The sequence below is a fragment of the Chitinophaga sp. YR627 genome (assembly GCF_900114995.1).
In the GTDB taxonomy this organism is placed as follows: domain Bacteria; phylum Bacteroidota; class Bacteroidia; order Chitinophagales; family Chitinophagaceae; genus Chitinophaga.
This window is the reverse complement of sequence record NZ_FOUX01000002.1, coordinates 415,530-434,756: the sequence shown is the minus strand read 5'-3', so window position 1 is coordinate 434,756 and position 19,227 is coordinate 415,530. Positions and strand designations below refer to the sequence as shown.

Genomic DNA, 19,227 nt, shown 5'->3' with positions numbered 1-19,227 from the left:
TGATCTGCATCATGAAATTAGGAATAAAGGTTCTAATTTTATAGTGGTTAGTATGATTTAACTCATATAATTTTATTTGTAATATATCTCATATGGCATATTTATCCTTAGTAGGTGCTGGACCCGGAGATCCAGAACTCATTACACTGAAGGCAATCAATGTGATCCGTCAGGCGGATGTCATCTTATATGATGCGCTCGTTAATGAGACCTTATTATCCTATGCAAAGCCAGGTGCTGTAGTTCGTTTTGTAGGAAAGCGGTATGGATGCCATTCGCTGTCCCAGCAGGAGATCAATCACCTGATAATAGAGTATGCGCAGTCTCACGGCCATGTGGTAAGACTGAAAGGAGGTGATTCCTTTGTATTCGGCAGGGCAACGGAAGAAATAGCGGCTGCCAGAGGAGCAGGTATACCCGTACAGGTAGTGCCCGGTATCTCCAGTGCACTGGCTGCGCCGGCAGGACAGATGATCCCGCTGACATCCAGGGGTATGACCGAAAGCTTCTGGGTAACTACGGGTACCACGCTGACAGGGGAGATCTCTGCAGATATTCAGCTCGCCGCCCAGTCTACTGCTACTGTCATTATATTAATGGCTATGAGCAAGCTGGAAGCAATAATGGATATATTTGCAGGGTACGGCAAAAGCAGTATGCCGGTAGCGATCATCCAGAACAGTACAACTGATAAGGAGAAATTCGTTACGGGAACCGTTAAAGACATAGTATTCAAAGCGCAACATGCCGGCATGTCCAATCCGGCGGTAATAGTGGTAGGGAAAGTGGTGGACCTGAGGGATATGGCTGGCACGGTGCAGCAATTAATTGACAGGAATGAAGAAAGATAAACATGGTTGCGATCTGCAATCCTGTATGTTGTGTACATTATGTATACCCGCCTGGAAACCGGCTTTAGCAGCACATCGGCAACATCTTACATTTAAAAAAGGTGAATTGCTTTTTCGGGAAGGAGAACCAGTGAATGGAATTTATTTCGTGAATGCAGGTAAAGTAAAAGTGCATAAGCACTGGGGCGAAGGCAAAGAGCTGATCGTCCGTTTTGCGAGAGATGGAGATATCGTTGGGCATAGGGGAGTAGGCAGTGAAATGGTCTATCCTGTGTCAGCGACCGCCCTCGAAGCAGTGAACATCTGTTTTATAGACATGACCTTTTTCCAGGCAACACTGAAAGTCAACCATGATTTCCTGCAGGCCTTAATGATGTTCTATGCCACTGAACTACAGGAGTCAGAAAAGAATATGCGCAACCTCGTGCATATGCCGGTGAAAGGGCGCATTGCCCATGCACTGCTGAATTTACAGCGGAAGTTTGGCGTCAACGAAGAAGGCTATATCAATATGACACTAAGCCGGCAGGATATTGCTTCCTATACCGGTACGACATATGAAACCGCCTTCCGTATCATGAGCGATCTGATACAGGAGAACATCATTGTACTCTCCGGTAAAAGCATTGCTGTGAAAGATGCTGCGCGGCTGGCCCAGCTGGAACTGGAAGCCGGTTAAAGCAGTTTGTATTCAGACGCCAGTTTTACCACAGAAGTGGTGTTATTCACACCAAATTTCTCCATCAGATTCTTACGGTGACTTTCCACTGTATGTGTACTGATGAACAGTTGATCAGCGATCTGCATGGTCGTCAGTCCTTTACCGATCAGCTGTAATATTTCTTTTTCCCTGCGGGTAATGCGGGGGATCGCTTTTAACAGTTCCATGTCTGCATTTTTCAGCGCCTCTTTGGTGCTGCTGCAGAGATATTCTTCTCCATCCATGATCGCATAGATGGCGTGGATGATCTCATTGCCCAATGCGTTCTTCTGCACATATCCGCTGGCCCCGTTCTGTAACATACTGTGAATAACCGGTTGTTCGTCATGTGTACTCAGTGCAATGATCCTGACATCTTCGTATTTCTTCTTCACTTCACCACAGAGGTTCACGCCACTGATATCCGGCAGATTCACATCCATCAGCATAACATCAGGCTGTCCTTTCTCAAGTGCCTGTAATACACTTTTACCATCTCCGTAAGCACCGCTCACTTCTATACCTGCATCACTACGCAGGATATTCTTCAGTCCTTCCACCATAATGGGGTGGTCTTCCACCACTACTACTTTGATCATAATTTTCAATTGGGTTTTACTGGTTTAGAGAGGTAGCACATTCAATGGTTATCGCTGTTCCGGTGCCCGGTTCAGACTGTATATCTATTTTACCGCCAAGGAATTCCACCCTGGCCTCAATATTGGCAAGTCCCGCACCTTTCAGTTTATTACCGGCAGCGGCATCAAAGCCTTTACCATCATCTTCTACGGTGAGGAATAATGTTTTATCTGTCTGTTGCAGCAATACCAGGATCTGTGAAGCTTCCGCGTGTTTGATCGCATTGTTCACCAGTTCCTGCATGATGCGGTACAATACAACCTGCCGGGTATGTTCCATATCGGCTACCTGGAAGTTAAATACCTGGCAGACGATATTATCAGTACCAGTCTTCTTCAGTCCTCTGCAATATTCAACCGTAGCTTCTCCCAGTCCGTATTTGATCAGGATCTCCGGCATCATACTACGGGCAATACGGCGCAGTTCATCCATTGCACCATCCAGTCTCTGCAGGGTATTCTGTATGAGTGATTGCCGGTGCACATCAGTCTGGGAAGGATTGACCGTAGACAGCTCCAGTTTGATCCCTGAGAGTAAACCGCCCAAACCATCGTGCAGGTCACGCGCCAGTCGGGTACGTTCTTTTTCCTGTCCTTCCAGCATGGCAGAGAGGAGGGAGATCTTATGTTCCTGGCGAATACGCTCTACTTCAAATTCATGCAGCCTGCGTTGTTGTTCCAGCAGTTTACGGCCATTCCTGTAGAAGAGATAACTGAGTGCCGCCACCACAAATAACGACAACATGATCACCACCATCAGGGAAATGAGGAGCCTGTTTTTCTGCAGGGCAAATTCCTGGCGTTCATTTTCGTGTTGCAGCTGCATAATACGGTTCTCCTTTTCGGAGGACTGATACTCTGCTTCCAGTTCGTGGATCTTTTCTGTTACAGTCAGTTCCTTCAGACTATCCGCCAGTATGATATACTGTCTCAGATAGTTATATGCCTGATCCGGAAAGTGTTGTTTGAAGGACAGATCGGCCCTTAGGTCCAGTGCACGTAAGCGGAACGGAAAGTCCTTCAGTGTATAGGATAGTTTGCCATATTCATCCATGAGCACCATGGCGCGGTCATACATCCCCTGTTTTTCAAACAGTCTTGCGAGTGAGTACAGGTTATTGCAGATGGCGCTGTTATAGCTGGTTCTGCGGGCGATAGACAAGCCGGCGTAAAAGGTGGTCGCTGCACGGTTGTACATCTGCCGTTTTACGTCGAGCTTTCCCTGCAGGTGATAGTAATCTGCCCAGATATTGATGGAGTCTACGCCTGTTCTGTCCAGTTTTTCCTTCGCCGCCGCCAGATTGGTTTCCATGTTATGCAGACTGTCCAGGTGATACATGGCATTGGCCAGTCGCAGGTGTCTGCTGGCAATCAGGTGACAATAAGGCGCCGGGTCGGCATAAGCCCCCAGACTTTTATAATAATAAGTGATAGCGGTTTTATACTGTGACTTATTAGAGAAGATATCTCCCAGATTCTGATAGGTCTCATTCAGTTCCGGAATAGCATTCGCCTTTTCCAGGATAGGGATGGTTTGCAGGTATTCTTCCGCCTGTAGCTGTGTCTGACCTTTGTTACCCAGCACAATAGCCAGGTTCACCTTTGTACTGGCCAGCAATAAACGTCCTTCCCGGCTGGTATCCTTCAGCATATTCTCCCGGGCGATGAGCAGGTGTTTCTCTGCTTCGTTATAATTATTGATGGAATTGTACCAGCTGCCGATCGCCAGATATGTACGGGCGATACCCAGTTTATTATCGTTTTTCTCTTCCAGCTGCAATGCCTGCTGAAAATACTTTAATGCCTGTACGCTGTCACGCAGGGGTGATTTCCGGGCTAGTCTGATATACAGATCGGAGGATACGGCGTCGGAGGACGTTCGATTCTGCGCGTATAAACCAGCCGTGATACAGCAAAGGATGATAAGTATAGGTACTCTCATAGGACATAAATCAGCCCGAAATATATAATTATTTGAGCTACATATTATTAATATTTTTTAACATAAGTGGTTTAGGAAGACCTCCCTGATAAAACCCCTGTTTTCCGGGATTCTTTTTCCCTGATCTGGTATTTACTTTTGCAATGTGATTATGAGAGCCCTTGATGAGGAATGATGTTACAGGTATAGCTGCTTTAAGATTGTCGTGGAAAATTGTTTAGGAACAATGACTTACGTGCAACGGCATATGCTGCATCACCACCAGAAAGGATGCTACGCAAAATTACACCAGGAATATAAGAAGGAGCTACGGTAAGTAGTGTGCGGACAGCAGGAGAGGGATCTGTTTCCTGGAAACGCTTTTAAAGCGTTCATTTCCAAGAATCTCTTATAGTATCAACATAGTATCGAAAACCATTTTTTGAGACACCCCAGATTGTATTTTTGTTGAAGAACCTAGATGAAAGGCAGCGGGTGTGTGGACCCGCTGCCTTCCAGCCAAACAAAGTCATCACGCTGGTACTCTACGGGGTTTTTCCCGCTCCCAGAACCGGTGTTGCGCAATCGACCTGATAAATATCTTAGACAGTTTTTTTACATCTTCCTGAACAACAACACCTTCCATCAACGCTGATTCTTCTGAATCATCTTCCGGCAGTTTCTTTGCGAAATAAGTGGTCTCCAGTACCTGTCTGGCATCCGCATGTGCAGCAATGGCCTTACAATGCCTGTAGGCTTCGTTGAGGAAGTGCACAGCATCTGCGTCCGCCTCCAGGGTACCCGAACTGGTAGGGCCGGAAGGCACATATAAGGCGTCGTAAAACACGGAGGAAGCAGTCAGCAGGCTTTTTTGTACCGGTATCACTGAATTGTCAGCTGCCACAATTTCTCCCAGGTGCGGCGCTATGATCTCCACAATAGCTCCCTCTGCTTCCAGGGCGCTTTTTACAGCATTCAGGGAAGCAGCATCCACGCCATCCGCAGCAAGGAAACCGATCTTTCGGGTCTGGATACTATCCTTTATCGTATTAGCCATACTAAGTGCCAGGGAGAGATCCGGAACCGGCTCTTTAGGTGAGAATGGCTCATAATGTGCCGGGTCTGCATCTGCCGGCACGCCATGGTTTACAGGCTGTTCCGGTCCTGGTGGGACATCCAGTCCCAGGCCATACGCTACCTGCGCAGCCAGGTCTTTATCTACCTGTGTCAGGATGCCAATCATCCTTTGTCTTATTGCAACGGTTTCCACTTTACCCAGTTCGAAACGTAAAGCATCGACCAGGTGCTGTTTTTCCGGAGCAGACTGACTATTGAAGAACAGGGTAGCCTGTGTATAATGATCAAAGAAGCTGCGGCTTCTTTCCCTGATCTTTCGCGCATCGATCTTCTCTGTGTAGGATCTGAAGCCGCCATCCGCCGCCTTCACCTGAGTAGGATAACCACCGCCGAGTGAGTTAGGGCTGTAGCTGGTACGGCCTTTATTGATGGTCTGCCGCATATAACCATCACGTTGATTATTATGTACAGGTACGACAGGCCGGTTAATGGGTATTTCCTGGAAATTCGGTCCGCCAAGACGGATCAGTTGTGTATCTGTATAAGAGAACAACCTTCCCTGTAACAACGGATCGTTTGTAAAATCAATACCTGGTACCACATGGCCGATATGAAAAGCTACCTGCTCTGTTTCTGCAAAGAAATTATCAGGGTTCCTGTTCAGGGTCAGTTTACCGATACGTTGCACAGGCACCAGCTCTTCCGGAATGATCTTGGTGGCGTCCAGCAGATCGAAATCAAACTTATGCTCGTCTGATTCCGGTACGATCTGTACACCCAGTTCCCATTCCGGAAAGTTGCCGCTTTCTATCGCTTCCCACAGGTCCCGGCGGTGGAAGTCGGGATCTTTTCCGGAGATCTTCTGGGCTTCGTCCCAGGCCACGGAGTGCACGCCCAGTAATGGCTTCCAGTGGAATTTTACAAAACAGGATTCTTCATTTGCATTGACAAAGCGGAAGGTATGTACGCCAAATCCTTCCATCATACGATAGCTGCGCGGAATAGCCCTGTCACTCATCAGCCACATGATCATGTGGGTCGATTCAGGCATCAGTGAGATGAAGTCCCAGAAGGTATCATGGGCAGACGCAGCCTGTGGTATCTCATTGTGCGGTTCCGGTTTGACAGCATGTACGAGGTCAGGGAACTTGGTGGCATCCTGTATGAAGAACACCGGCATGTTATTGCCCACCAGATCGAAGATCCCTTCATCTGTATAGAATTTTACAGCGAATCCTCTCACATCGCGGGCGAGGTCAGTAGATCCCCTGGAACCTGCCACAGTAGAAAATCGCACAAAAACAGGTGTTTCTCTGGAGGTGTCCGTGAGAAAGCCTGCTTTGGTATATTTTTCCATGGATTCATATACCTTAAATACACCATGAGCGCCTGACCCGCGTGCATGTACTACACGCTCAGGGATACGTTCATGGTCGAAATGGGTCATCTTTTCGCGGAAGATAAAATCTTCCATCAGGGTAGGACCTCTGTCACCAGCTTTCAGCGAGTTATGATCATCACTGATCTTAACGCCGGTATTGGTGTTAAGCTCCTGACCGTTGCTATCTTCTTTATTGGGAGACAGTTCTGCAATTTTTTTATTCTCTGTTGAGGTCTCTTGCGTCTTTTTCTTTTCAGGCATGACGTGTTTTTTATGGTTTCGATGGATGAGTTGGTGGAAAACAGTTTTATTCGCTGGCGGCTTCACAGTTGATACTGTTCTCTGCAATTTCACTGAGCAATGCATCTGTTTCTTTTTCTTCTGCCAGCGTGGCTTCTAATAATTTAACCACGTCTGCCAGACCAAGCGTATTTGCGAGCTGTGATAGCCCACCGTAAGAGGCAATCTCATAATGTTCCACTTTCTGAGCTGCCAGTATCAGCCCGGCATCCCTTACAGCTGTGCCAGGTGCCGTCTCTGCGATGATAGATTCTCCTTCCAGCACGATGCCTTCGATCGCCTGACACTTCTTGGCCCTTACCGGCTTGCCCAATAATTCAAATGCCTGTTCCAGGCGACTGATATGGCCTTCAGTCTGTTTCAGGTGATCCTGGAAAGCCGCCTGCAATACAGGAGAAACGGCGGATTTTATCATTTTCGGAAGGGCAACTTTAATATGATTTTCTGCCCAGTAGATATCTTTCAGCTGATCGCAGAAGAATTCTTTGAGTGGATTGTCGCCAACGACATTTTCATAAGCGGCATTGCCGATAGCTGCCGCCGTTTTTGCAATGGTCTTTTTTACCGGACCGGTACTGGTAGATGATGTTTTTGCCATATTGATCAGATTTTTCTGATTATCAAGCTAACACTATACCGTAATGATAATAGCGGTGGTAAACGGTTTGATTTACATGGAATTGTCAAGTCTGTAGTAATTTTTGCACAGAGTGTCTATGCTGAACAATAAGAGATGTACAGGTAGGGATAATAAAAAAGGCCGCCGGTTATCAACCAGCGGCCAAAAGGAAAAGTTACTCGTTACAAACTTAAACACCAGAAGGACTGGTATTCTCTTTATAGTTTGGCTTATATCTTACGAAGAAAGCCAGCCAGATCGTTCGTGATACCCGCATGATAGGTGGTTGTAAAGCTACCAGTAAAACGCCGTTCACACCCAGCCACCAGAACATCCGGTTGTCATACAGGGAGAATCCTATCAGTACCCACCAGGCAATAAATGTTGCCACGCTAAATGCCACGGTCAGCGCATAGCTGACATACCCGGTACCGTAGTAGAACCCGATCTCCCTTTCAAAATCTTCTCCACACACAGCACAATGATCGTTCATCTCTGTGAAGTGCTTCAGGTTATATGCGTTATCAGATTTGAAAATTTTTCCTCTGCGACAGGCTGGACACCTGTTCGTCAGTATACTGCCCAGCAGATTGGGCTTTTTTTCGGTTTTCACTGCACACATAAAAATGTTATTTATCAGACCCAAAGTTAGCGTAAACGGTCTCCTCCACCGTGGTAGGATTCGACTTAAATGTGGTATTTTTTACCGATTCGTCGGAGAAAAAAGGAGCTACATATAAATTATTTTTATTTTATAGGGGTGCTTTCTATTTTTGTCGTTAGTTATCATTTAAGACAAGTCTCAACACCATGACTGGCAAGACGCGAAAGAGGGTTCTCCGTATCTTATTAATACCTATTGCTATATTGATAATATTGGCCGGCATTGCGGTCGGGGTACTCTACTCCCAGCAGCAGCGCCTGATTAACCTGGCAATCAAAGAGTTAAATAAGCAGTTACCCGGAGAACTGGTGATCGGAGGAAGTATGATATCTCCGTTTCAGAATTTCCCCTATATCTCAATCGGACTGAAAGACGTACAGTTTTTTGCGACCAAGCAGCAAACCGGCCGTCCTATGTACCAGCTTGAAAAGCTGTATGTAGGGTTCAGTCTGCCGGATATTCTCCGGCAGAAATACAATGTCAAGGTGATCTTCCTCAAAAAAGGCCATCTGGATGTGGTGAGAGATAACAATGGTAACCTCAATATCGTAGAAGCCAACAGAATTCAGCAGGACACCATTACGACGGCCGCCGCTGAATCCGCAGCCCTGGATCTCGATATTAAGAAGATCGTGCTGAGCGACCTGGAGATCTCCTTTACGGATAAGCCAAGCGGTCAGCATGTCAATGCCCGTATCAGTAAGATAAAGACGTCCTTCCGGGCGGCTGATAACAAGATCTTCGCCGACTTTACCGGCGGTATGATCGCTGACTATATCACCCCCAAAGATTCTTCCCTTTTCCGTAATAAACACCTGAACGCAGATTTTACCGTTACCTACGACCAGACAAAGGAATTTGTCACCCTGACAAAGGGTAACCTGAAACTGGAAGACTTCAGTTTCAGCGTTTCCGGTACGGCTGATCTGAAAAATGGTAATAATGTTGATTTCAAGATTAAAGGCGACAAGCCGGATATCGGGCAGATAATGTCTTTTGTACCTGCTTCTGTAGCAGACCAGATGAAACAGTTCAAGTATGACGGCCGGCTGTATTTTGATGGTCTGATCAAAGGAAAACTCGCAGGTGAGCAAATGCCACTGATCCAGGTGAATTTTGGTTGTGAAAATGGCTGGCTGATGAATCCGGACGCTAAAAAAAGGATCGATTCTCTCGGTTTTAAAGGCTATTATACCAATGGTGCAGAACATTCCCTGAAAACATCGGAACTGCACCTGATGAATATGAGCGCTATCCCTGAGAAAGGTATTTTCAAAGGGAACTTCGTCATGAAGGACTTTACAGACCCTAAAATGATCATGCAGATCAATTCAGAACTGGAGCTTGAGTTTATCGGCGCTTTCCTGGGCATAGCCGATCTGCAACGCATCACCGGCCATATCAGCATGAAGATGGACTTCAATGAGCTGGTGGATATGACATTGCCGGAAGCGTCCATGGGTAAACTGAAAGAAGGTATCCAGAGTGAACTGAGAGTAAGCGATCTGACCTTCCGTATTCCGAATTATCCGCATATTATCCATAAACTGAATCTTCATGCAGACATGAAGAATGGTTTTGTGAAACTGGACACGCTTTCTTTCTTTTTTGGTAATTCTGACTTTGCGATGAACGGCTCCCTGAGCGATCTGCCAGCACTTTTCCATCAACAGGAAAAGCCGGTACAGGTCACTTTTACTGCCCGTAGTAAAAGGATGATCATGAAGGAGTTGCTGTCTTATGATACCGCGATGGCCAGAAAGGCAAAAGAAGAGATCTATAATTTCAATATCGGTCTGGCGCTGGAAACCTCTGTAAAAGAGCTGCAACATCCCAATCCATTGCCTAAAGGCAAGTTCAAAATGGAGAAACTGTTTGCCAGTTTCAAAGAGTATCCGCATGCTTTCCATGATTTCGGTGCAGAGCTGAATATCAACGATACGGCTTTATTGCTGCGCAATTTTGGTGGTATGATCGACAGCAGTGATATCCGTTTCAGTGGTCGTGTGGTCAACTACCAGCTGTGGTTTGATAAGATCATGAGAGGAAAGACACAGGTGGCATTTGACCTGAAATCACAACGCCTGGCAATGAGAGACATACTCGGTCCGATCAGTAAGAAATATGTATCCAGGGATTATCACCAGGAAGTGGCTGCCGGTCTTTGGTTGCGTGCGAAGGCTGACCTACGCTATGATTCCGTTTTCAAATTTGCCAAAATAAAACTGGCCAACGTATCCGGTGAATTGCTGCAACATAAGATCAAGGTGGATAGTGTGAAAGGTACTGTAAAAGTAGGATCAGATAGTTTCCTGAGACTGGATACACTTACCGGCCGTATTGGTAAAACAGATTTTGATGTCAGCATGCGTCTATACATGGGGAAGGATACGGTGAAACGTAAAAAGGAAAACTTCTTACAGTTTACTTCCCGCAATCTCGACCTGGACCAGCTGACCAACTATAAGCTGACAGCTAATGAAGATGAAGAAACGGTTGTAGCAGCGCCTGCGGCGACGCGTACCGTGGTAAGAGATACTTCACATGCCGCCGGCTTCAATATATTCAGTATACCATTTATTGACTTCAGGGCTACTGTGAATATCGGCAGACTGAAATACCACCGGTTATGGCTCAGAAATATCGTTTCGAATGTGCGAATGCAGGCCAATCAGCATCTTTACCTGGATACCCTGGGAATGGGGATTGCAGACGGACAGATTGGTATGAGAGGACATTTCAATGGTACCGATCCTAAGAAAATCTTCTTCCGCAGCAGAATACGCGCGTTTGATGTAGACCTCGAAAAACTGATGCTGAAGCTGGATCACTTCGGACAGGATTATGTGATCAACAAGAATATCAAAGGCCGCCTCAATGGGCAGATCAGAAGCCGTATACAGATGCATCCGGACCTGACGCCTATCATTGATAACTGTGAAGCAGAACTGGATCTGGGTATTTATAATGGCAGTCTGGTAAACTTTGCACCTATGCAGGCGATGGCAGGTTATTTCAAAGATAAGAACCTGAATATGGTCCGTTTTGATACATTAAGGAATAAACTGAGTCTGAAAAATGGTGTTTTGAATATTCCGAACATGAATATCAACTCATCGCTGGGCTTTATGGAAATATCGGGTAAGCAGTCACTGGATATGAACATGGAATATTACATGCGTATTCCGCTGAAGATGGTGACAACCGTTGGTTTCCAGTCCCTGTTCGGCAGAAAGAAAGAAGAAGTGGATCCTGACCAGGTAGACGCTATCGAGTACCGTGACAAGGACAAAAAGGTACGTTTTATGAATATCAAGGTAACAGGTACACCGGATAACTTCAAAGTAGGACTGGGTAAGGCGAAGAAGGCGTAAACCCGCTGTGGCTACGATAAAAGGGCTTATTTCTACCATTAAACCCTTACTACGCCGCTATTACGCCGTTATTTGTCCGCTTATGAGCGAAGGGGTATGGCCCTAATAGCGTAGTAGTAACGGAATTAAGCGAAGACATACTCAAAAGAAAAGGGTCCACCATACGGCGGACCCTTTTCTTTTGAGTATGAATTACTTATATGTTTCTTGTTCTGCCGCCTCTGCCTGCACCACGTCCGTCGTTGCTGCTGTTGCCGGTTCTTCCACCCGGCGCATTGTTGTTATTGTTATTGCTGCGGGGAGTGGGCTGGTAACTGCCACGGGGACCACCTGAATAGTTGCCTCCCGGAGCGCTCTGGTAGCTGCCATTGCCGCGGTAACCACGACTGGCGCGGGGACCATTGTCATTGCCACCGGAATAATAACCCCTTGTACCAGGTTGGGAATAGTTGTTATTACGACCACCTGACCAGCCATTGCCGTTGTTGTTATTACCATAGTTGCCGGGGCGGTTACCCGAAGGTCGGCCGTTGTTATACCCATTGTAGTTATTTCTGCCACCATCATAACGACCACCGTTGTACCGGCCTGGATTATATCCGCGATCGGCTCTGTAGGAACGGTAATCATTGACTACTACGCGGTTACGGCTGTATACGCTGCCTGCGTAAGTTCTTACTGGATAATACATGACACGTGCAGGCGGTATTCTGCGTACCGGCGCATAGGCATAACCATATCTGAAATGATGACATACAGGGCGGTACGCATATACCGGCATCGGGCGCCATGATCTCCACCATACCGGTGGGTTGACCCATGACCATGGGGAAGTCCATACCACATAGGCAGGTGCATACACCCTGCGTACACAAGGCCAGAACCATACGTTTACGATAACATGTGCGGGTGCGAATGATGGGATATCGTCATTGGCGGACGGACCATGTGCACGGGAACCGCTTTCATTATACCAGGAATTCCTGTTCGGATCGTCGGGATATACGTTATCGGTTACTTCTGTAGGTTCTGTCAGGACGGTTTCACCATAGATATCTTCATCACCGGCGATCTGGATAACAGCAGTGTTCTCACCTGTCTTTTCCAGTTCGATCACCGCTACGTCCTGACTTTCCTGGTTGGAAACCAGTGCCTGTATGATAAATAACTGTACCTGGTCTTTTCTCTTATTGATGACGCGGAGGTAATCGATCCGGCCGTCTTCGTTGAGGTCCAGGTTATTGACCTTATTGGATTCTGTGTTGAGCAGTCGTTCAAATTCTTCTGGTGAGTTTGCCTGTTTAAAGAGGGTGAGTGCACCCTGCAGACTAAAATTATCACCCGGTAAACCGGTGGAATCCTGATCAGGAGGGGACCAGCTGGCCTCATCCCATTCGTCGGTCTGTTCCTGTAATGGTTGTCTGGAATATGGATCCTGTGCATGAGCGGTAAATGCCGAAAGGCATAGTAACAGTACAGGTAGGGAATGGCTGATCTTCATGGCAGTAAAGTTGTTGGTATAGCTATCTGTAAATGAATATACAAATTCTTTAATGCAATAGGTGTGCCAGAGACAGCAGAACCCGGCAGGGGCATAAAAAAAGAAGCGGTCTTACAAGATGTTGCCTGTTATACAACATCTTATAAGACCGTTACTATTATCAGCAGTTTTTACTGTAAAGTTATCAGGTATTTAGTTGCCTCTGCCAGCCCTGCGGCCGCCGCTGTTCTGGCCACCGTTACTACGGCTGTTACCGCCTGTGCGGGCACCGTTATTACGACCACCATTATTGGTACGGCCACCACTTACACGGGTACCTCTGTCGGCTCTGGAGGGGGTATAGCTGTTATTACCTCTGTCAGCTGCACCCGGACGGGAAGGCGTGTATTGTCTGCCGCCATTACCATAACTATTTCTGCCACCATTCCCATTGTTATTGCTATTCCTGGCAGGGGTTACTCTTTCGACCCTTCTGGTGGTACGGTAGTTATTCACGACCACCCTGTTTCTGTTGATTACGGTCACGGAAGTGGTTCTTACCGGACGATAGATCACTCTGGCAGGAGGTATTCTGCGTACCGGCACTACAACGTAATGAGGGGCATAAGCATATCTGTAGGGGTGGTATACGCGCCATGGTAATGGACGCCATGGATGGTACCATACGGGACGGCTTACCCAGGTCCATGGAGATACCCATACGGTATAAGCCGGTGCATATACATAACGTACACAGGGCCATAACCATACATTCACAACGATTCCTTCAGGTGCGTAGGCAGATGGGCCGTGGGTAGCGGGAGAATAATTGAATGCGTTATCTGTTTCTTCTGTTGGTTCGGTGATCACAGACTCACCATAGATATCGGGGTCGCCTATGATCTGGACAATGGCATTGCTTTCGCCTGTTTTTTCCAGTTCGATAACCGCAACATCCTGACTTTCAGTGGAAGATACCAGTGCCTGGAGGATGAACACCTGTACATCATTCTCTTTTTTATTGACTACACGGATATAGTCTGTATTACCATCGTCGTTAAGATCGAGGTTATTTACTTTATTATCGGGCGAATTCAGGCTTTTTTCGAATGCTTCGGGGCTTGGGGACTGTTTAAAGAGGTCGAGGGCGCCCTGCAGACTGAAATTGTCTCCGGGCAGACCTGTGGAATCCTCTGCCTCCTTTTCCTGGGCATGTGCTGTAAAAGCGGTAGCCAGGCAGACGGCGAGTGCGGTGAAGTAATGACGGATATTCATATATACTGTTTTGACTTGATAGACGGAATAATGATATAGACGATCAGCCAGGTGAAGGAGATCAGGAAGGCGAATACGGCCAGGAAGGCATTCATCCGCCAGTGCAGCAGGTAAGCGATACCAGCATGCAGGAGGGCAAACTGAACGACAAAGCCACTCACCTGACGGGTTTTATTGGCAAAACCGTCAAGGCTGTGCAGGAGGAGCAGGGGAAGGTAAATATACCCGATCAGTGCTCCGCCGGAGAGGATCACGACCCTTCTAAGGGGGAGATGTTCCATACGCATATAGATGCCGGTCAGGAGAACGGCTACGGCGAAGAACAGGAATTTGTTCAGGAAGGCGGCATTCAGGAAGGCGGGGTAACTATAATAGCTTTCCTTATTGCGGCCAATTTCCAGAAGTTCCTTTTGCTCCCATTCTTTGCATACTGTCTGTAAGGCTGTTTCAAAGTCTGCGCCCTGCGTCATGCGCATTTCGATCGAAATAGCGAGGTGGTCGGCTATTTCCTGTTGCAGTTCAGGGTCCGTTATCTTGTTGGCCTTCAGATAGTCTATGATACGGTCAAGTTGTTGTTCGGTGATGCCTGGTGTCATTAGGAGGACAGTTTAAAGTCTAAGATCTGGTTTAGGGAATGCAGAAACGAACTTAGTTCCTGCATTTTTAGTGCCGAAATGTCCTTTCCGACCTCAGAAACGTGATAATATTTTCGTTGCCGCCTTCCAATGTGGATAATTTCTGTACTCAGCACCCCTATGGCCTCCAGTTTATGGAGGGTGGGATAGAGGGCGCCTTCGCTGATGACGATCTTTCCTTTGGTTAGATTTTTAACCTGCTGAGTGATCTCATATCCGTACATACTCCCGTTTTCGACCAGCAACTTCAGAATGATGATCTCAATAGTTCCTTTCAGTAGTTCCTTTGAGTACATGTATAGTAGACTATGGGAAATGCAAAGGGTTTAATTACCTTGTATACCAAGGTATAAGGAAAACAGATTATTTTTTGCGTGTAAGTAATTAAAACTGAATTTCAGATAGTTAGTGATAAGGTTGAGCCGGTTATAATAAAGATGATGAGATTAGCTATTTGTTGTATATATGTAATATTTTGGTGTTATTCCCTACTATTTTTGACTCTTATTTGAAAATTTTTCCTAATTTGGTGCCGTCATTCCGGTTTAATACGTGTAAACTCGGCTGATAAAACTGCCTTAAACCACAACTATATACGCTGTTAGACCGCCACTATCACCTATTGTTTCGTTCGAACCCATAGCTGCAAAAGCTATCATTAGTTTAAACCGCAACTCGCATACTGTTAGAAATTACGAAACCTTCGTATGATGGAATTCGTAGTTGGATGAAGTATTATTAGACACTAGCTTGTTTGCGGGGGACTTATCAACTTACCGTCGTCAATTCACTGCAAATTTTTAGTGTTCAATATATAAATTTGGATCTGAAAACGTTTTCAGAACAATAATCTTATACTTTCGCGTAAATAAACAAGTGTAAGTATAAGATTATACAACAGCTTAAGAGAAATATCAGATGAGCAAATTGTTACGTGCAAAGGAAGCCTCATTGGCCAGAGTTCACACCACTAAGGAAAAGGGGATCTACCCTTATTTCAGACCAATCTCTTCTTCTCAGGACACTGAGGTGGATATCGATGGTAAGAAGGTGTTAATGTTCGGATCAAATTCCTACCTGGGACTGACTAATCATCCCAAGGTAAAAGAGGCGGCCAAGCGTGCCATAGACAAGTATGGTACGGGATGTGCAGGGTCCAGATTCCTTAACGGTACTCTTGACCTCCATCTGGAGTTAGAACGGCGCCTGGCGGAATACGTAGGCAAAGAAGCCGCTCTCGTATTCAGTACCGGGTTTCTGGCAAACCAGGGCGCATTATCGAGCCTCACCGGCCGTAATGATTACATCATTCTTGACGAACTGGACCATGCTTCCATTATCGATGGCAGCCGTCTGTCCTTTTCCAAGGTGATCAAGTACCGCCATAATAATATGGAGGATCTGGAAGCCAAACTTTCTGCGCTGCCACAGTCATCAGTACGTCTGATCGTAGTGGATGGTGTATTCAGTATGGAAGGTGACATCGCTAAACTGCCTGAGATCGTAGCCCTGGCTGATACCTATGGTGCGAATATCATGGTGGACGATGCACACGGACTGGGTGTGGTAGGTCTGAATGGCGCCGGTACGGCTGCTCACTTCAACCTGACAGACAAAGTTGACGTGATCATGGGTACTTTCAGTAAGTCTTTTGCGTCTTTGGGTGGATTTATCGCAGGCGACGGCGATGTTATTGAGTACCTGAAGCACTCTGCCCGTTCACTGATCTTCAGTGCGAGTATGACACCTGCTGCTGCTGCGAGTGTACTGGCTACGCTGGATATCATCCAGTCAGAGCCTGAACATATCCAACGTCTGTGGGATAACACCAACTATGCGCGTAACCTGCTGAAAGAAGCTGGTTTTGATACCGGTCATGTGTCTGAAACACCTGTTATTCCGATCTACATCAGAAATGAAGAGCAGGTATTCCGCATTACCCGTATGCTGCAGGACCAGGGTGTATTTGTGAATCCGGTAGTTCCTCCGGCTGTACAACCAGATGCAACGTTGATCAGATTCTCTCTGATGTCTACACACACGTTTGCACAGATTGAAACAGCTATCGATAAATTAACGGAGACATTTACACTTGCGGGTATACCCTTAAAGCAAAAAATATAAATGGAAACTTTGCAAACCTCTCAACAGACGGTACATGCTCCAGTGTCAGGTGGCGTTTCGGCAGTGACGGTTATCCCGGTTACTACGAAAAAGCAGCTGGCCCAATTTATTGATTTTCCGCACGATCTGTACAAGGACGATAAGAATTACGTTCCAGAGCTTTTTATCGCTCAGCGTGATCTTCTGAGTCCGGGTAAACATCCCTTTCATGAACATTCCAGTTTACAGGCATTCCTTGCCTTTAAGGGGAATAAGATCGTAGGGAGGATTGCAGCCATAGACAATAAGAACCACAACGCTTTTAATAAAAAGAACGACGGCTTCTTCGGCTTCTTTGAATCTATCAATGACATTGAAGTGAGCCAGGCTTTATTTCAGACAGCTACTGCGTGGCTGAAGGAACGTAAGCTGAGCACCATGATAGGCCCTGTTAACTTTTCTACCAACGAGACCTGCGGTCTGTTGATACAAGGGTTTGACGGTCCGCCGGTAGTCATGATGCCCTATAATCCTCCATACTATAGTAAATTGATTGAACAGGCAGGGCTAACCGAAAACGTTACCCTGCTTGCTTATAAGATCATTCCGCAGTACATGAACGATCGTCCTTACAGGATCATGGAAGTACTGCAGGAAAGACTGGCCAGACGTAACATCACTTTCCGTAAAGTCAACGTTAAGAACTTTGACTCGGAAGTGAAGCAGATCATGGCTATCTATAACAGCGCATGGGATAAAAACCTTGGTTTTGTACCGATGACCGACAAGGAATTCGAGTACCTGGCGAAGGACCTGAAAATGATACTGGACCCTGATTTCTGTATCATCGCTGAGGAGAATGGGAAAGCGATCGGTTTTGCACTGGCAATTCCTGATCTGAACCAGATCCTGATCAAGATAAAAAGAGGTCGTTTATTACCGACCGGTATATTTAAGCTATTACTGGGCAAAAAGAAGATCAATGCTGTAAGGGTATTGACGCTCGGCGTACTGGAACCTTACCGTAAGCTGGGTATTGATGGTTGCCTGTATGGTGAACTGATGAAGACGGGTAGAGAGAAAAATGTAGCATATGGTGAGGGTTCATGGATACTCGAAAACAATGATCTGATGAATGCGGCGATGTTGAGTATCAATGCCGATCCTTACAGAAAATACAGGATTTACGAAAAAGAGATATGAAACCTCGCGTACTGATAACAGGTGCCAGCGGTTTTGTAGGATATCATCTGGTGGAGGCAGCCCTCGATGCAGGAATGGAAGTTTATGCTGCTGTTCGCGCATCGAGCAATGTCTCCCACCTGAACCATTTACAGGTAAATTATGTTTATCCTGATTTCAGCCGCAAAGAGGCGCTGACAGAATTAATGAAAGAACACCGGTTTGATTATATCATTCATGGTGCAGGTATAACAAAAGCAAGGTCTTTAGACGAATATAACAAAGTTAATGCAGGGTATACCCAAAACCTGGCGCAGGCAGTCAGCGAGTCAGGCATACCTCTTAAGAAATTTTTATTTATCAGCAGTCTGGCGGCCGTAGGCCCCATCGCATATGATGCCAGCTGGCCCGTACCGGATGTAACAACACCCAGCCCGGTCACCAGTTACGGAAAAAGTAAACTACTGGCAGAAGAATTCCTGGGCGCTATTTCGGATGTTCCCTGGGTTATATTAAGGCCCACTGCTGTATACGGGCCGCGCGAGAGAGACCTTTTCGTATTGTTCAAAACATTCAGACGGGGTTTGGAACCTTATATGGGCAGAGGTGCCCAGTGGCTGAGTTTTGTGTATGTAAAAGACCTCGCGGATGCAGCTATACTGGCGTTAAAGGCGCCTGTATCAGGAGTCGCTTATAACATTTCAGATGGTAATAGTTATGACCGTTACGCACTGGCAGCGATTATCAAACAACACCTGAAGCTGCGCACACTTCGCATTCATTTGCCTTTGCCTGTCATTAAGATCGTTGCCGCTATTTCGGAAAAGGTGAGTCGTGGCGCCCCTTTACTGAATAAGGATAAATTGAACGAACTGACAGCTGCGAACTGGAATTGTAATATAGATAGCATACGCCGGGACCTGGGTTACCAACCGCGCTATAATCTTGAAAAAGGTATGCAGGAAACCCTGGACTGGTACTCGGCCAATAAGTGGTTTTAGATTAAAACAGAAAATAAAGTTTAAAA

Annotated in this window: 15 protein-coding genes; 6 read left to right on the top strand and 9 right to left on the bottom strand. The window is 46.3% G+C overall.

The genetic code is table 11. From position 1 onward, the window contains the following. The first annotated feature begins 92 nt into the window (after positions 1-92). A complete protein-coding gene (gene cobA, locus BMZ72_RS10460; RefSeq protein WP_089807978.1) occupies positions 93-851 on the top strand; it encodes a uroporphyrinogen-III C-methyltransferase in 759 nt (252 codons plus the stop codon). Then, positions 838-1,530 (top strand): Crp/Fnr family transcriptional regulator, encoded by a 693-nt coding sequence (locus BMZ72_RS10455; protein ID WP_089807976.1) that lies wholly within the window; start codon positions 838-840, stop codon positions 1,528-1,530. Before cobA ends, BMZ72_RS10455 begins: the two co-directional genes overlap by 14 nt. Here BMZ72_RS10455 and BMZ72_RS10450 read toward each other — a convergent pair. The 5 genes from BMZ72_RS10450 to BMZ72_RS10430 all read right to left on the bottom strand — a co-directional run bounded on the left by BMZ72_RS10450 (position 1,527) and on the right by BMZ72_RS10430 (position 8,109). Next, positions 1,527-2,150 (bottom strand): response regulator transcription factor, encoded by a 624-nt coding sequence (locus tag BMZ72_RS10450; protein WP_089807974.1) that lies wholly within the window; start codon positions 2,148-2,150, stop codon positions 1,527-1,529. The genes BMZ72_RS10455 and BMZ72_RS10450 overlap by 4 nt on opposite strands. A 16-nt stretch (positions 2,151-2,166) precedes the next feature. After that, positions 2,167-4,131, bottom strand: coding sequence for a tetratricopeptide repeat-containing sensor histidine kinase (locus BMZ72_RS10445; protein WP_089807972.1), 1,965 nt, complete (start codon positions 4,129-4,131; stop codon positions 2,167-2,169). Between the two features lie 511 nt (positions 4,132-4,642). After that, the gene (locus tag BMZ72_RS10440) at positions 4,643-6,829 is read right to left on the bottom strand and encodes a catalase (RefSeq protein ID WP_089807970.1); all 2,187 of its coding nucleotides are present in this window, start codon (positions 6,827-6,829) and stop codon (positions 4,643-4,645) included. A 46-nt stretch (positions 6,830-6,875) separates the two neighbouring features. Then, positions 6,876-7,466 carry a YciE/YciF ferroxidase family protein gene (locus BMZ72_RS10435; RefSeq protein WP_089807967.1) on the bottom strand — a complete coding sequence of 197 codons (591 nt, stop codon included), beginning with the start codon at positions 7,464-7,466 and terminating at the stop codon, positions 6,876-6,878. Between the two features lie 211 nt (positions 7,467-7,677). Next, positions 7,678-8,109: a DUF983 domain-containing protein gene (locus tag BMZ72_RS10430; RefSeq protein ID WP_089807965.1), complete on the bottom strand. Its 432-nt coding sequence runs from the start codon at positions 8,107-8,109 to the stop codon at positions 7,678-7,680. Between the two features lie 188 nt (positions 8,110-8,297). Here BMZ72_RS10430 and BMZ72_RS10425 point away from each other — a divergent pair, with 188 nt between their 5' ends. Next, entirely contained in the window at positions 8,298-11,525 is a 3,228-nt protein-coding gene (locus BMZ72_RS10425) for an AsmA family protein (protein ID WP_089807963.1), read from the top strand. 196 nt (positions 11,526-11,721) lie between these two features. Here BMZ72_RS10425 and BMZ72_RS10420 read toward each other — a convergent pair whose 3' ends face one another. From BMZ72_RS10420 to BMZ72_RS10405, 4 genes are all read right to left on the bottom strand, one after another. Then, positions 11,722-13,026, bottom strand: coding sequence for a hypothetical protein (locus BMZ72_RS10420; RefSeq protein WP_089807960.1), 1,305 nt, complete (start codon positions 13,024-13,026; stop codon positions 11,722-11,724). A 192-nt stretch (positions 13,027-13,218) separates the two neighbouring features. Next, positions 13,219-14,280: a hypothetical protein gene (locus tag BMZ72_RS10415; protein ID WP_089807959.1), complete on the bottom strand. Its 1,062-nt coding sequence runs from the start codon at positions 14,278-14,280 to the stop codon at positions 13,219-13,221. Continuing rightward, entirely contained in the window at positions 14,277-14,876 is a 600-nt protein-coding gene (locus BMZ72_RS10410) for a hypothetical protein (protein WP_089807957.1), read from the bottom strand. The genes BMZ72_RS10415 and BMZ72_RS10410 overlap by 4 nt, the downstream gene beginning before the upstream one ends. Continuing rightward, the gene (locus tag BMZ72_RS10405; protein ID WP_089807955.1) at positions 14,876-15,211 is read right to left on the bottom strand and encodes a PadR family transcriptional regulator; all 336 of its coding nucleotides are present in this window, start codon (positions 15,209-15,211) and stop codon (positions 14,876-14,878) included. The genes BMZ72_RS10410 and BMZ72_RS10405 overlap by 1 nt, the downstream gene beginning before the upstream one ends. A 622-nt stretch (positions 15,212-15,833) precedes the next feature. Between BMZ72_RS10405 and spt the strand changes: the two genes are divergently transcribed. The 3 genes from spt to BMZ72_RS10390 are packed head-to-tail and all read left to right on the top strand — an operon-like array spanning position 15,834 to position 19,201. Then, positions 15,834-17,039: a serine palmitoyltransferase gene (gene spt / locus BMZ72_RS10400; protein WP_012790064.1), complete on the top strand. Its 1,206-nt coding sequence runs from the start codon at positions 15,834-15,836 to the stop codon at positions 17,037-17,039. Beyond that, positions 17,040-18,221: a hypothetical protein gene (locus tag BMZ72_RS10395; RefSeq protein ID WP_218155229.1), complete on the top strand. Its 1,182-nt coding sequence runs from the start codon at positions 17,040-17,042 to the stop codon at positions 18,219-18,221. Then, on the top strand, positions 18,218-19,201 hold the full coding sequence (locus tag BMZ72_RS10390) for an NAD-dependent epimerase/dehydratase family protein (protein WP_089807953.1): 984 nt from the start codon (positions 18,218-18,220) through the stop codon (positions 19,199-19,201). The genes BMZ72_RS10395 and BMZ72_RS10390 overlap by 4 nt, the downstream gene beginning before the upstream one ends. Positions 19,202-19,227: the final 26 nt, after the last annotated feature.

What these genes read in the sequence shown, in the direction of transcription:
- cobA (WP_089807978.1), top strand. Translation starts at nt 93, where the DNA reads ATGGCATATTTATCCTTAGTAGGTGCTGGACCCGGAGATCCAGAACTC.
- BMZ72_RS10455 (WP_089807976.1), top strand. Translation starts at nt 838, where the DNA reads ATGAAGAAAGATAAACATGGTTGCGATCTGCAATCCTGTATGTTGTGT.
- BMZ72_RS10450 (WP_089807974.1), bottom strand. Translation starts at nt 2,150, where the DNA reads ATGATCAAAGTAGTAGTGGTGGAAGACCACCCCATTATGGTGGAAGGA.
- BMZ72_RS10445 (WP_089807972.1), bottom strand. Translation starts at nt 4,131, where the DNA reads ATGAGAGTACCTATACTTATCATCCTTTGCTGTATCACGGCTGGTTTA.
- BMZ72_RS10440 (WP_089807970.1), bottom strand. Translation starts at nt 6,829, where the DNA reads ATGCCTGAAAAGAAAAAGACGCAAGAGACCTCAACAGAGAATAAAAAA.
- BMZ72_RS10435 (WP_089807967.1), bottom strand. Translation starts at nt 7,466, where the DNA reads ATGGCAAAAACATCATCTACCAGTACCGGTCCGGTAAAAAAGACCATT.
- BMZ72_RS10430 (WP_089807965.1), bottom strand. Translation starts at nt 8,109, where the DNA reads ATGTGTGCAGTGAAAACCGAAAAAAAGCCCAATCTGCTGGGCAGTATA.
- BMZ72_RS10425 (WP_089807963.1), top strand. Translation starts at nt 8,298, where the DNA reads ATGACTGGCAAGACGCGAAAGAGGGTTCTCCGTATCTTATTAATACCT.
- BMZ72_RS10420 (WP_089807960.1), bottom strand. Translation starts at nt 13,026, where the DNA reads ATGAAGATCAGCCATTCCCTACCTGTACTGTTACTATGCCTTTCGGCA.
- BMZ72_RS10415 (WP_089807959.1), bottom strand. Translation starts at nt 14,280, where the DNA reads ATGAATATCCGTCATTACTTCACCGCACTCGCCGTCTGCCTGGCTACC.
- BMZ72_RS10410 (WP_089807957.1), bottom strand. Translation starts at nt 14,876, where the DNA reads ATGACACCAGGCATCACCGAACAACAACTTGACCGTATCATAGACTAT.
- BMZ72_RS10405 (WP_089807955.1), bottom strand. Translation starts at nt 15,211, where the DNA reads ATGTACTCAAAGGAACTACTGAAAGGAACTATTGAGATCATCATTCTG.
- spt (WP_012790064.1), top strand. Translation starts at nt 15,834, where the DNA reads ATGAGCAAATTGTTACGTGCAAAGGAAGCCTCATTGGCCAGAGTTCAC.
- BMZ72_RS10395 (WP_218155229.1), top strand. Translation starts at nt 17,040, where the DNA reads ATGGAAACTTTGCAAACCTCTCAACAGACGGTACATGCTCCAGTGTCA.
- BMZ72_RS10390 (WP_089807953.1), top strand. Translation starts at nt 18,218, where the DNA reads ATGAAACCTCGCGTACTGATAACAGGTGCCAGCGGTTTTGTAGGATAT.